The sequence below is a fragment of the Lysinibacillus sp. BS3 genome (assembly GCF_039614735.1).
Taxonomy (GTDB): domain Bacteria; phylum Bacillota; class Bacilli; order Bacillales_A; family Planococcaceae; genus Lysinibacillus; species Lysinibacillus capsici.
Map to the genome: position 1 here is coordinate 853,796 of NZ_CP154860.1, position 12,345 is coordinate 866,140.

A 12,345-nucleotide genomic window follows, 5' to 3' on the forward strand; every position below is an offset into this window, starting at 1 on the left:
TTACGGATTTCTTCAAGCTAAATACCTATTTTTTGCATAGTAGAGACAACTTTGACCATTCGATCGTCTAAATCGGTGCCTGTGAATCGAGGCAATCTCAATTCATTCACGATAGCACCATCAGACATAAAAAGGATACGCTCTGTTCTTGCGGCAATCTTTGGATCATGGGTCACAAGCATCACCGTTGTGCCTTCACTATTGATGGAGGCTAATAAATCCATGATTTCCTGAGCAGACGTTGAATTCAATGCGCCTGTGGGTTCATCTCCAAAGATCACCTGCGGGTTGCTAATCAAGGCCCGGCAGATGCCTGCCCGTTGAAGCTGCCCACCAGACACTTGTGTAATATCTCGCTTTGCCAAGTCTGCAATCCCCATTTTGTTCATGATCTGTAGTGCCCTTTCTGTCAAGGCCCTGACATTTTTTCGCTCATCACGCATCGCAGGTAACAGGATATTATCGAGGATATTTAAGCTTTTTAGAAAGGTCGGATGCTGAAAGACAAAGCCCATTTTCGTTCTACGCAAATCAGCCAGTTCTTTGTCACTTAATGTCGTTAAGTCCATTCCATCAAAGATGACCTGACCTTGATCAATACTGTCCATCCCGCTAAGGGCATACAACAGTGTCGATTTACCACAGCCTGATGGGCCCATGATGGAAATAAACTCCCCTTGATTGATGGCAACTGATACATCCAGTAAAACGGGATGCTGTTCTTTGCCTACTTGAAACGTCTTTGCTATTTGCTCACCACTTACGATATTCATAGGTTCTACTCCTTTATATGCTCAATAATTTTTACCTGCCCTGCCCTTGACGTACCAAATAGCGTAGCTAGCAGAACAACGCTTGTAAGCGCTAGTGGGCAAAAAACATACGCTGCTAGTGGGTTAATCATAAAATCAAAGGAAGCCGCTCCGAATGAGGCAATGACCGTACTAGTTAAATATTCACCTAACGTGTTTGCGAGCAACGTCCCCATCGAGATAGCAAGCAGTAATACAAAAATCGAACGTGCAGCATATTGTGTAGCTATATCGACATTCGTGAATCCCAATGCCTTCATGATAGCGATGGGCGCTTGATCCTTCGCAATCAGCATATTCATAAATAATAATGTCACGAGCACACACAGCAATAAGGCAATGACGAGTGCTGCACGAGCTGCCTTTTCGATGGCATGAATCGTCGTACCAAAAGTTTGATAAATATAATCATCAATACCTGACACTTTGGCAAATGAGAAGGTTTTTGCATATTCCGCCCTTTTATCTGCAACAAGAGATGGATCTGCCATCGTACTATAGACGACACTCCACATGCTATCCGTAGACTGGTCAGAGAAAGCTGCCTTCGCAGTCTTGCCTCCATTGGTAATATCTGAATAAATACCGCTAATCCTCAAATTTTTCTTCTGTCCATTAATTACCACTGCTAAACTATCGCCAACCTTTTTTTGAAGCTCCTCTGCATTGAGCACCGAAAGTGCCACTTCATTAGGAGCAACTGGAGCCTCTCCGTGTGCATATTCTAAGGGAAAAATCGTATGGTCACCCAGCTCTATTTTTAGGTTTTGCGCTGTTCCGTCCTCAGCAATCGTTGTGAATTTTTTTGTTGTCAAAACAGTGTAATTCTTAATGGCTGTGTCATGCTCAAGCCTATCCATCACCGCTGCCACCTGTTGTTCATTTTGCTTGCCTTGTGGGATATCAATTCGGATGTCACTGTTTCCAATACCCATATACGTAATAAAGCTTTTAGCTGCAATTGTGTTGTGTAAGTTTTGAGGGACGATGATAATAAATGTTGCCAATACTAATACTGCGAGCATTGTCGCATAAAGTGTTTTTCGTGATAGCACATCCTTTATGCCAAGGAAAAGATTAATCGGTAGCCTTTTATTGGCGCTGAGGTTCAATAATTTTGCATGTTGCCCTTTTCCTTGCATTGTGCCAAAGCGCAGAGCCTGCGTGGCTGATAGCTTGCGAAACTGTTTCAGTACCGATTGTACATAGCCCATAATCACGATAAACACGAGCAACAACCCCAGACCCGTGAACAACCAAATGAGTGAAACTTTGTCTGTTTCTCCCATGAACAGACGGATATTTTCTAATAGAATATCTCGAAGGAAGTAGGAACAGGCAAAACCGAGCATACAACCAATCACAGCTATAACGCCATATTTGGCTAGATACATTTTCTGAATATCTGCCACTCGTAGGCCAATTGCTTTCATCACACCGATTTCTCGAGTATCCTCTTCAATTTTAGTGAGCAATGTAAATCGAATACACATAAACGCAATAGCGACTACAAGGACACTGATGAGCAAGATCACAGCAATCATAAGCCCATCTGATATGGCATTCAGCATTTGAAAAAGCTTATAGGTAATGGTTGGTCCATTTGCTTCTAACCCTGCACTTGTATAGGCTTCCTCAAAATTCTTTAAATCCGCCAAATTTTTCAAACGAAACTCAATTAAATATTCAACTGTTCCCGCTTCCTGGATTGCTGCATAATCTTGTTCACTGACAAGAAAGCGTTTGGAGGAAGCCAGCATTGAGTTCATCTGTGAATCCCTTAGAAATCCAGCTATTGTAAAGGTTTGATCTTGAACGATGACAGTATCCCCCAAGTCGGCAATACCGTCCTTCCAATAGCTTACAGGTACATAAATATCACCATTTGCCACTTCAATCACATGACCATCAAGATCAAGTAAATAATCAAATTTCTCACTTTGTGTGCTGAAACCATTGTCCTGCACACTATGTGCCAATGTGGTACCCGCAATATGGATCTTTGAGCCCTCCACATTTAGAAATTCATTCATTTGATATTCATCTACATATTTATTTTGCTCTGCAAATTCAGAAAGCCGCACTTGATCGATTTCCCCTGCATGCATCTGAAGAAAATGAGACGTTTCTGCTTGTTTCATCAGTGTGTCAATTGCGCTTGTCAAATGGACCATAAGTACTGCTGATAGTGTGACAAGTAAAGCTGCTACCGCCACAAATAGCATGGTCATACCTGTAATTAGCTTGCTATTTGCCATATCATTTCGCACAATTTTCCAATACATAAGTCACCTCTTTGTATATTGTTAATCGCCATCAAATCTAACAAGACCTAAAATATTTAGTTCGGACTGCCTTCTCCTTTATTTCCAAACATTTGCATCATATACAATAAGCTACCACTTTCCACCCCTAGCATTCGTTCAATATTAAAAATCAATGCCGGAATACGAGCAGCTCTTTCCTCATCTGTCATCAAGACGAGATCATCATCGAATACCGTATTGGTATAAGCGATAATCATTTCCATACACTCATAGGGATAAGGCGTTTGGTAAATACCTTGCTCAATGCCCTCCCGAATAATGGCAGTAAGGATTGGTGGCACTTGATTGATGACCACTTGCTGTATTTTACGGTGCATCAAGGCATTTTGCGGTCTATGAACATGCTCCATCATTTCCTGTCCACCCTGTTCATTTTGCATATTCAATGCCATGACAACGCGCAATATCCGCTCATTTACAGCTATAGTCTTGTCTGCTGCAACGGTTTTCGCCTTTGCGAGCATTGTGCTTGTATAACGCTCAATGAGCGCATCCATAATGTCTTCCTTAGATTTAAAGTGATAATAGAGGGTACCTCGAGCAATGCCTACTTTTTCCAAAATATTACTCGTACTAGTGCCATCAAATCCCTTCTGTGCAAATAATTCATCCGCTGCATCTAATATTTCATTTCTGCGTTCTTCCGCTTTTTTTATTTCTCTCATAAGACAACTCCTTATAATTGACCGACTGCCTGTCGATATATCTTTTCTTTATCCTAGCATAGGACTACTTCTGTTGGCAATATTTTCTACAAAAAAAGAATCTGCTTTACGCAGATCCTTATTTTTGTAGTTCCTCGTTCTTCCGATATTCCAAAATATCGCCAGGCTGGCAATCCAATGCCTCACAAATAGCCTCTAATGTTGAAAAGCGGATGGCTTTGGCCTTGCCGTTTTTTAAAATCGAAAGGTTCGCCATCGTGATGCCAACTTTTTCTGAAAGCTCTGTAACACTCATTTTTCGTTTCGCCAGCATTACATCAATGTTAATGATCATTGCCATAGTATTCACCTCAAACCGTTAGATCATTTTCTGATTTGATATCGATGGCATTTTTTAGAAGCTTTTGCAGCACAGCAGCAAATACTGCCACGACAAAGGAAGCAAAAATAATGACCATTCCGATAAGGATAAGACCTGGGGCATCGTCTACTTCCGCAGCATAGTATATCAGTGGCATGCCAACCACGTAAACACTACTAATAATAATTGCACAATATTTGATCTTGATTAAAGCTTTGACAGACAGCTCTGAAAATGCAATGTTTTGGTCAATATAGCTTAATAGTTTGATCGTCGTAAATAGCGCAACAAAATAAGCAATAGCCGTTGCATAGACGCCAATTAAAGCAACAATGGTTAAAATGGGAGAATGCTCCACTGTATTCAAAGCAACACGAGGCACCACCCATACACATAAGGCAAGAACGGGTATACCTATTAGAAAAACAGCTATCTTTAAAAAGAGCGTTTCTCGTTTCATCTTACGCACCTCTTTTATTTATTCTCCTGTTTAATTTATCATATAGTTTATCGTTTTTCAATAAATTTTTATTCCAATTCAAGATACTTTATAACACCCATTATTTGGTTTACTTTACTTTTTATTGTGCTATAATCAATCCAACCATTGAAAAGGGGGTATTCGATGATTTATTCGCCAACTGAAAAGACGATAGAAACGACACGTTTAATACTTCGACTTTTTACGCAAGCAGATGCACAGGAAGTAAGTGTTTTATGTAACAATTATGCAATCTATAAAAGCACATTGAGTTTACCTTATCCTTATACATTAGAATGTGCATTATCATGGATTTCCACGCATCAACAAAACTTTGAGGAAAATCGAAGTTACGAATTTGCGATAACAGACAAACAAAGTGGACAATTATATGGAGCGATAGGACTGTCAAATCAATCCCAACATCAAAGAGGAGAAATCGCTTATTGGATTGGAGAGCCCTATTGGGGTAATGGCTACGGAACAGAAGCTGCTCAAGCGATGATTGAATTTGCCTTTCAGGAGAAACAGTATCATCGTATTTATGCCCGGTATTTCCATTCCAATCCCGCCTCTGGGAAAATTATGGAGAAATGTGGCATGCGCTATGAGGGAACATTAAAGGATCATATTTATAAAAACGGTACTTTTGAAGATATTGTGTTTTATGGCTTGCTTAATCCATCACACTAGCAACACGTTTACGAAAGAGGCACTTCCCTCGTAGATATGCCTCTCTCTCTTTTAAATACCATTTCCCACATCGCAATAATGATTATAGTGCGTAATTTGGTTGCGGCCGTTACGCTTTGATTTATAGAGCGCTTCATCCGCATGCTGGATAAGCTCTTCTACTTTCTGAATTTTGCCATGATCATTCGTACTGACACCTATACTAAATTCCAACTGAACCGTTTGATTATTCACTGTTAGTGACAGTGCCGTTAAGGTTTGATACAGGTTGTCAGCCAATGTTTGCACTGATTCACCTTCCTTTACTTGACTCAACACAATGAATTCATCCCCACCAAAACGGGCAACAATGGACTCAAAGGGCTGAAAATAGTCCTGTAAAGTTTTGGCTGTATTCGTCAAAGCATCATCGCCAAATAAATGGCCATTCATGTCATTGATTTCTTTAAAATGGTCTAAATCCACCATCATCAGGGCCAATTGCTGATGATTTTCAGTCGCCTTTTCGACCATCTTTTTGGCCTGTTCATCAAAATAGCGACGATTGTAAATAGCCGTCAGTGGATCAATATAGGCATTTTTTTCAAACTGCTTCTTATGATCGTTATATTCCATTTCAAACAATACATGTGAATAGTTTTCACGCTGGATTTCTAACAAAATATTTATATATTCCTTTTGTATCGCACATAATACAATTTTATTGCCTTGCTCCTCAATTAGCTTCACTAAAGAATTATAAATTAGTTGAAGTAAAGAAAGGTCATTGTTTTGTAAAGCATAATGCTTTGTCTTTTGATATAAATCTATGGCCTCACTTATACGTCCCTGTCTTTCACACAGGAAGGCATAGGCATTGAGTACCTCAAGTTGTACTTTCGAATAGGGTGGATGATGAATCGTTGCCATTAATTCTTGTAATATCGTATTGGCTTCCTCAAATTCTTCAAGCCAAATAAGTGCAACAGCTAGGTTTGTCTTCGGATGGATAATCCCTGTATAAGGCTCTTTATGCTTTATTTCAAACGCATTCGCATAATATAAACTCTTTAAGGCAAATTCCTTAGCTGTCCGATAGCTTCCCATGGATATTTCTAAGTCGCTCAGATTGTTATAGATTTTCCCCATGCTCTCCACGTGCTGAATTGCTTCAGCAATTTTTAAGCCTTTCAGCATCAACTCTTCTGATTTCTTTAAATGACCAAATGTTCCCCAATAAATGGCTGCTAAATTGTAATATTGAATTAAATCAATATCGTTGCCATGTTGAAAGGTTAACTCACGATATTGTTCAAGGACACTTATAGAAAGCTGTAAATCACCCGTTTGAAAATAACTGGCACAGCTATAACGTAATAGAAGGATAGCCTTATCATACATTTCAAGCTTAATGGCACTTTCAATTGCGGCACTACTTATTTCTATATATTCTAAAAAACGATCCGCATTATATAACTCATTAAGCGTAATCCATAGTTCTTCAAATTCTTGTGCGTTCATACCGCCCCTCCTTTTCTTCATCCTTACTTCTTTAATACTACCTTTGACCTTAAAATATTACAATTCTTTAGACTCATTTATTTTTTCGACATTAAGTAATTCAGCCTAATAAAGAAAATCACTGTGTATTTTTTCCTACATTCAATTAAAGGTTATTTTAACATGGTACTTTCACTATAATTTTCCCCTAAACAAAAAACAAGCCTCTTTCAAGAGACTTGTTAAGATTCTTCTATGCCCAGGATGGCTATTAATGCCTTCGCTCTGTTGGCACTAAGGTGAATTTCTCCGCTTCCAGCCTTTTGGAGATAAATTGAACCCCCATAGCCCTTCCACATTTCAATACGGACGCCTTCTACTTCAAATGAATATTCGGGTGGCCTTTTCATATAATTTGCGGGCTGCCAAGGGATATCCTGTAAAAACTGAGCGACCTCTTTGTCATTTTCTAGCTCAAGCTTTTTTGTAATGGTTGGCTCTAGCTTTTCCAGTTTAGATAATAAACCATAATTTCTTACGACCCCGTTTTCCTCTATACTGCCTGTTCCCATAGAAGTTAAAGTAATATAATCCCCCTGCTTGACAGGAAAATCATCCAGCACAGGATACCAATTGGCCTGTTCATATTTTTCAGCAAGCTGTTCTTCCGTCATATGATCAAGGTCCTCGGGAATCACTCCTTCAATAAATAAGAAAACATTCGCTTCAACCTCTGCAACTGTTCCGACCATTGAAGAGCCATGTGAATTGGTCCGTAATACGATGTTATGCTCCTCTTGAAAGGCTGTTGCCTGATCAGTATAATGCGCTTGGAAATATCGTTTGGCATCAATATTGGCTACTTCTTGGTAAGCATAAAAAGTTGGATATTTTTCTTTATAGAAGGCATATAGCTTTGTTCGCGTTGTATACATCGGCAGTAGGGGCTCGAGATATGTTTCAACATATTGTTTCGGTGCTAATCCCTGAAATAGTGCTTCGTATTCAGATGCTTGATAAAGCATTTCCAACTGTTCTACCTGCTTCTTTCTCTCCGCCTCGAGCTCTGCCTTAGAATAATCAATTCCTAATGATTTCGCAAAATAGTAGGCGGCAACGAGCTTCTCATACGATAGATAGGCTTCCTCTTTATAAAATTCCTGCTCTTTTCCTGGCCACATTAGCCGATTAATACGTTCGAAATGCTCAAGCTGTCTTTCCTGAAATAGTGAGGTTGTTTGCTCTGTTTCGTTCGTAAGAAGCTGCACCATCATAAACCCCACCACACAAAGTGTCAGTAGGATGGTTAATAGAGTGAAACGAAAAGGCTTCCTTCTATTGATAGACTGTTGTAGTACTTGTTTTTTGACTCGTTCTTTGCTTGCTGTCATATCACCAGCGACATTGAGTAATTCCTTCTGTATCTCATTCATGTCTAAGCACCTCCCATTCCTCCTGCTTTAGATGAGGCTTTAATGCTTCTCTTGCCCGCTTCAGTCTTGTTTTCACCGTATTCTCCGCAATGCCAAGTAGCTGGGCAATATCACGAATTTTCATTTCTTCAAAATAATAAAGGATAATAGGCTCCCGATAGGTAAGTGAAAGCTTTAAAATAGCTGCCCCAATGTGTGACCGTTCCTCTGCTGCCACAAGCTCATCTCGTTGTCTATTCCCCTGAATAGGAAATATTTTTTCTTGTAATAGTAATTTCTTATAATGCCAGCTTTTTAAATAATCCTTGCTTTGATTAATCGTTAGAGTGGATAAATACGCACGCAACTGCCCGCGTTCTTCATAACCACGCTGAGAAAATTTAATAAAGACCTCTTGAACAATATCCTCTGCGGTTTGTCGGTTTTTTACATAAAAATAGGCGAGACGTAATAAATGTGCTGCATGTTCTTCGATCATTTCCTCAAGTATGCCGTCCACCTCCCCTTCTTACACTATAAACGACTGCCACTGAATGACCGTTTCATTTTTTTAAATTTTTTCCTCAAGCACCTTGACCTTGGAGCATACTCCAATGTTAGGATGAATTTAGGAGGTACTTACATGAAAATTAAACAATTCGCCGAGAAATTTCAATTAACAACTGATACCGTTCGCTACTATGAAAAAGAGGGACTCTTACAGCCGCAAAAACAAGACAATGGCTACCGTGTGTATGATGCCACTTGTGAACATACAATGAAATTTATTATCGTTTTACGACAGCTAGGCTTTACGCTTCAAGAAATTAAACATTTACTGACACTCGAACAAAAGCCTATTTCAACAGCATGTAATGAAGAAACGGTACAGCTCTTTTCCACAAAGATTGCCCAAATTGAGCAGCAACTACGATTCTATCAGCATGCGCTTCATTCGTTACAACTGACAAAAACGCTAATGGCTGACGGACAATTTGAAGAAAATCAAGAAAAAATTGCCTTACTCATTGAGGATATGTATCAAAATTTACTGGAAGGTCGTGGTTAAATGTCACTACGTAAAATCATCTCAATCGAATATATCCTTGCTTTCATCATCACAGCTTCTTTCTATGGTCATCTAAATTTTCCATGGCTTTATTTTATTGTGTTTTTATTGCTCCCAGACATCACCATGGTTGGCTATCTCATCAATACAAAAATAGGCGCTCTTTTCTATAATACGGGGCATAGTTTTGTGCTACCTGCCATGTTGATGGTGATTGGTTTACTAACGACTACATCAATACCTCTGATGGCTGCCCTGATTTGGCTCGCACATATTTTCTTAGATCGCGCACTTGGCTATGGTTTAAAATATGATGACGCTTTTAAGAAGACACATTTACAGCAGATTGCGTAATGAGGAGGAAAGTATGGCTAGCCATTTAACACTGCGATTTTTAGTAGAAATGGGTTAGAAAAATCTCCTAATTAAATGCTCTCTTGGGGTGGAATTACCATTATTCATCATCGGAATATAGAGTTGCTCTCTTTAAGCTAGCTGTTCGTGCTTTGTATGAAACAGGCAGAACACTAATTACAAGCATGGTCATTTTCAGTCAACTAGTCTCCTTTCTCTTGCATCAAAAAACCAGCCGCCCTGCACAAACAGGTGGCTGGTTTTAGCGAATTAAACTAATAATAGTATGTGGTTCATGTTTTATATCGTCATATTTATTGACCATATCCAACACGATAGCTCCATCCTGTGTTATAGCATACACCCAGACGGCATGAGGATTTTGTTCTACATAATCCTTCCATGTAAATATTTCTGTAATTTTCGTTTGACGAAGTTGTGCACCTTGCTCTATCAGTTCATTGAGCTGATGAATATCATGCTGTGCATCGACAAGAAGCTGTCCCCCGTACTTCCGTGAGTAATTTTTGGGGTCTGTAGAATGTAAAGCCGTTTGAAAAATATTGAGACGCCCTAATTCTGGAACAAAGTCTGCACAAACAAGGACATTATAGGCGTCCTGCTTTGTTGCTACAATTAGTTGATCATATGGGGTTAAATCAACATAAAACTCAGTATGCTCGCTTAAAATATCACCTGTTTCCGTCTTAATACCATTTTGTCGAGCAGCAGATAAATCTTCCCATGCACGATCCATCATCAACACATCAATTCCGTTATTTTGCAGGGACGTTGCGAGCTGTGTTGTAAATGGAGAAGCGCCTACAATCACAATACCTTTCCCAGTGGAGGCTTGTAGATCTAATTTTTTCGCAAGCCAGCCAATGCTAAAGCCATGGGCAACCACTGTCGCAAAAACAAGTGCTAATGTGAGCGCTGTTAATAATTGTGCACTTTGAAAACCTACGTCTTGTAGTGCCGTTGTAAAGTAACCTGAAACGGTTAATGCTACAATCCCTCTCGGTGCAATCCACCCAATTAAGGCCCGTTCTTCCAATGTTAAGCCTGTATTAATGGTCGCAATCCAAATCGATAACGGTCGAACAATAAACATCATTGCTAGCACGAATAGTAGCATACGCCAATCAACGATTTGCCATAACGTATCGATGGTTAAAGACGACGTCAGCATAATAAAGACACTTGAAATTAAAATAACCGAAATATTTTCTTTAAAATGCAACAGCTCATGATGACTTGTTAAATGCATATTTGCCATCACAAGCCCCATCACTGTCACAGCCAATAAGCCCGTCTCGTGCATGATGGCATCGCTTAGGGCAAAAACAAGTAAAATAGTAGCAAGTAACAAAGGTGATTTCAAAAACTCTGGAATTAAACCACGCTCCAAGCATTGCCCCATTACATAACCGACGCCCCCTCCTAACAGGGCGGCTAAAAAGGCGGAAACAAAGAAAACGGTTAGAGATGTCCCACCTTCTAAATGATATATACCCAAAACGATCTGATACGCAAATAGCGCTAACAATGCGCCAAAAGGATCTACAACGATGCCTTCCCACTTTAAGATAGCTGCTGGTCGCTCCTTCAATTTTGCTTGTCTCAATAAAGGCAAAATAACGGTTGGACCTGTCACAATAAATAATCCACCAATGACAAAAGAGACTGGCCATGATAGCCCTGCAACAAAATGCGCGGCAGTAGAGCCTGCAATCCAAGCGATGGCTGCCCCTACTGTGGAAATACGCAATATGGACTTCTTAAAGCCACGTATTTCTCGAAAATCAAGGCTTAAGCTTCCTTCAAATAATATAACGGCAACTGCCAGAGAAATAATGGTATGAAAAATAGGGCCAAATGTCTCTTTTGGAGACACTAACCCTGTAAACGGACCAATAATTAGCCCAGCGATACTCATAATGACAATGGCAGGCATGCGAAAACGCCATGCTAACCACTGTGAAAACAAACCGATAAAAATAATAAAAGGTAACTGAAATAGTAAATTGTCAAACATATGTACCACCTACAATATCCTAGGATAACTGTATATTCCCTCATTTTAGAAGGACTAAACCTGTTACCTTACATTATGTACGTATTGTGCCAAAATTATCACTTTACCTCATCATGACCATAAACGTAATCACATTATAAAGCGCTGGTGCAACCAAAGCGAAAGCTAAACATACCACTGCAGCCCATTTTGTGTTCTTAATACCACGATCATCGCCTGTCTTTAGATGATGAAAATAAGTTAATGTGAAATAAAAGCATAAAATCATAAACAAGGGGAAAATGAGTTGTTGAGCAAAGCCATGTAGAAATGTAGCCATTGAAGAAACCTCCTATTAATATCCTCTTTACATAAATATTGTAATATACCAACTTTATTTCTACCATAAAAAAAGCAGGATCCTCCACTTTGATCCTGCTCCAAATTATTTAGATGAATCTTTTTAACAATGATTCATATAGACCCACCATTAACAATCCAATTAATATTGGAATGAGGGATGTAAAACTGAAATAAAAGCCTACATCCTGATATTGTCCCGTAAAGTGAAATTGTAGCCAAGACACCTCATATGTTTCTCCTACCCCATATAAGAAAATAGTGGTAAATAAAAATAATGCCAGACATTTTAGTCCTTGCGCTTTTTTCATAGTA

14 protein-coding genes are annotated in these 12,345 nt (G+C 39.3%); 3 read left to right on the forward strand and 11 right to left on the reverse strand.

Going from position 1 to position 12,345, the window contains the following annotated elements:
• Positions 1–17 precede the first annotated feature (17 nt).
• The 5 genes from AAJG31_RS04600 to AAJG31_RS04620 form a co-directional block, all read right to left on the reverse strand.
• Positions 18–773 (reverse strand): ABC transporter ATP-binding protein, encoded by a 756-nt coding sequence (locus tag AAJG31_RS04600; protein WP_259948878.1) that lies wholly within the window; start codon positions 771–773, stop codon positions 18–20.
• 5 nt (positions 774–778) lie between these two features.
• On the reverse strand, positions 779–3,097 hold the full coding sequence (locus AAJG31_RS04605; protein WP_279494646.1) for an ABC transporter permease: 2,319 nt from the start codon (positions 3,095–3,097) through the stop codon (positions 779–781).
• Positions 3,098–3,153: 56 nt separating this feature from the next.
• Positions 3,154–3,804: a TetR/AcrR family transcriptional regulator gene (locus AAJG31_RS04610; protein WP_131519867.1), complete on the reverse strand. Its 651-nt coding sequence runs from the start codon at positions 3,802–3,804 to the stop codon at positions 3,154–3,156.
• Between the two features lie 118 nt (positions 3,805–3,922).
• Positions 3,923–4,144 carry a helix-turn-helix transcriptional regulator gene (locus tag AAJG31_RS04615; RefSeq protein ID WP_004229042.1) on the reverse strand — a complete coding sequence of 74 codons (222 nt, stop codon included), beginning with the start codon at positions 4,142–4,144 and terminating at the stop codon, positions 3,923–3,925.
• A 10-nt stretch (positions 4,145–4,154) separates the two neighbouring features.
• Entirely contained in the window at positions 4,155–4,625 is a 471-nt protein-coding gene (locus AAJG31_RS04620; RefSeq protein ID WP_048390401.1) for a DUF2975 domain-containing protein, read from the reverse strand.
• A gap of 165 nt (positions 4,626–4,790) precedes the next feature.
• On the opposite strand from AAJG31_RS04620, the gene AAJG31_RS04625 reads away from it, so the two are divergent.
• Positions 4,791–5,339: a GNAT family N-acetyltransferase gene (locus tag AAJG31_RS04625; protein WP_004229045.1), complete on the forward strand. Its 549-nt coding sequence runs from the start codon at positions 4,791–4,793 to the stop codon at positions 5,337–5,339.
• Positions 5,340–5,390: 51 nt separating this feature from the next.
• Here the strand turns inward: AAJG31_RS04625 and AAJG31_RS04630 are convergent, their stop codons facing one another.
• The 3 genes from AAJG31_RS04630 to AAJG31_RS04640 form a co-directional block, all read right to left on the reverse strand.
• Positions 5,391–6,839, reverse strand: a complete 1,449-nt coding sequence (locus tag AAJG31_RS04630; RefSeq protein WP_279494645.1) for a diguanylate cyclase — start codon at positions 6,837–6,839, stop codon at positions 5,391–5,393.
• Positions 6,840–7,060: 221 nt separating this feature from the next.
• Positions 7,061–8,251, reverse strand: a complete 1,191-nt coding sequence (locus AAJG31_RS04635; RefSeq protein ID WP_279494644.1) for a hypothetical protein — start codon at positions 8,249–8,251, stop codon at positions 7,061–7,063.
• Positions 8,244–8,750 carry a sigma-70 family RNA polymerase sigma factor gene (locus AAJG31_RS04640; RefSeq protein WP_048390395.1) on the reverse strand — a complete coding sequence of 169 codons (507 nt, stop codon included), beginning with the start codon at positions 8,748–8,750 and terminating at the stop codon, positions 8,244–8,246. The genes AAJG31_RS04635 and AAJG31_RS04640 overlap by 8 nt, the downstream gene beginning before the upstream one ends.
• Before the next feature lie 123 nt (positions 8,751–8,873).
• Here AAJG31_RS04640 and AAJG31_RS04645 point away from each other — a divergent pair, with 123 nt between their 5' ends.
• Both AAJG31_RS04645 and AAJG31_RS04650 read left to right on the forward strand, forming a co-directional pair.
• On the forward strand, positions 8,874–9,299 hold the full coding sequence (locus tag AAJG31_RS04645) for a MerR family transcriptional regulator (RefSeq protein ID WP_279494642.1): 426 nt from the start codon (positions 8,874–8,876) through the stop codon (positions 9,297–9,299).
• The gene (locus tag AAJG31_RS04650; RefSeq protein ID WP_279494641.1) at positions 9,300–9,653 is read left to right on the forward strand and encodes a DUF4260 domain-containing protein; all 354 of its coding nucleotides are present in this window, start codon (positions 9,300–9,302) and stop codon (positions 9,651–9,653) included.
• Between the two features lie 262 nt (positions 9,654–9,915).
• On the opposite strand, the gene AAJG31_RS04655 is transcribed toward AAJG31_RS04650, so the two are convergent.
• The 3 genes from AAJG31_RS04655 to AAJG31_RS04665 all read right to left on the reverse strand — a co-directional run bounded on the left by AAJG31_RS04655 (position 9,916) and on the right by AAJG31_RS04665 (position 12,341).
• A complete protein-coding gene (locus AAJG31_RS04655) occupies positions 9,916–11,691 on the reverse strand; it encodes a sodium:proton antiporter (RefSeq protein WP_279494640.1) in 1,776 nt (591 codons plus the stop codon).
• A gap of 103 nt (positions 11,692–11,794) precedes the next feature.
• Positions 11,795–12,010 (reverse strand): hypothetical protein, encoded by a 216-nt coding sequence (locus AAJG31_RS04660; RefSeq protein ID WP_048390387.1) that lies wholly within the window; start codon positions 12,008–12,010, stop codon positions 11,795–11,797.
• Between the two features lie 109 nt (positions 12,011–12,119).
• Entirely contained in the window at positions 12,120–12,341 is a 222-nt protein-coding gene (locus AAJG31_RS04665; RefSeq protein WP_004229062.1) for a hypothetical protein, read from the reverse strand.
• Positions 12,342–12,345 lie beyond the last annotated feature (4 nt).

What these genes read in the sequence shown, in the direction of transcription:
- AAJG31_RS04600 (WP_259948878.1), bottom strand. Translation starts at nt 773, where the DNA reads ATGAATATCGTAAGTGGTGAGCAAATAGCAAAGACGTTTCAAGTAGGC.
- AAJG31_RS04605 (WP_279494646.1), bottom strand. Translation starts at nt 3,097, where the DNA reads ATGTATTGGAAAATTGTGCGAAATGATATGGCAAATAGCAAGCTAATT.
- AAJG31_RS04610 (WP_131519867.1), bottom strand. Translation starts at nt 3,804, where the DNA reads ATGAGAGAAATAAAAAAAGCGGAAGAACGCAGAAATGAAATATTAGAT.
- AAJG31_RS04615 (WP_004229042.1), bottom strand. Translation starts at nt 4,144, where the DNA reads ATGGCAATGATCATTAACATTGATGTAATGCTGGCGAAACGAAAAATG.
- AAJG31_RS04620 (WP_048390401.1), bottom strand. Translation starts at nt 4,625, where the DNA reads ATGAAACGAGAAACGCTCTTTTTAAAGATAGCTGTTTTTCTAATAGGT.
- AAJG31_RS04625 (WP_004229045.1), top strand. Translation starts at nt 4,791, where the DNA reads ATGATTTATTCGCCAACTGAAAAGACGATAGAAACGACACGTTTAATA.
- AAJG31_RS04630 (WP_279494645.1), bottom strand. Translation starts at nt 6,839, where the DNA reads ATGAACGCACAAGAATTTGAAGAACTATGGATTACGCTTAATGAGTTA.
- AAJG31_RS04635 (WP_279494644.1), bottom strand. Translation starts at nt 8,251, where the DNA reads ATGAATGAGATACAGAAGGAATTACTCAATGTCGCTGGTGATATGACA.
- AAJG31_RS04645 (WP_279494642.1), top strand. Translation starts at nt 8,874, where the DNA reads ATGAAAATTAAACAATTCGCCGAGAAATTTCAATTAACAACTGATACC.
- AAJG31_RS04650 (WP_279494641.1), top strand. Translation starts at nt 9,300, where the DNA reads ATGTCACTACGTAAAATCATCTCAATCGAATATATCCTTGCTTTCATC.
- AAJG31_RS04655 (WP_279494640.1), bottom strand. Translation starts at nt 11,691, where the DNA reads ATGTTTGACAATTTACTATTTCAGTTACCTTTTATTATTTTTATCGGT.
- AAJG31_RS04660 (WP_048390387.1), bottom strand. Translation starts at nt 12,010, where the DNA reads ATGGCTACATTTCTACATGGCTTTGCTCAACAACTCATTTTCCCCTTG.
- AAJG31_RS04665 (WP_004229062.1), bottom strand. Translation starts at nt 12,341, where the DNA reads ATGAAAAAAGCGCAAGGACTAAAATGTCTGGCATTATTTTTATTTACC.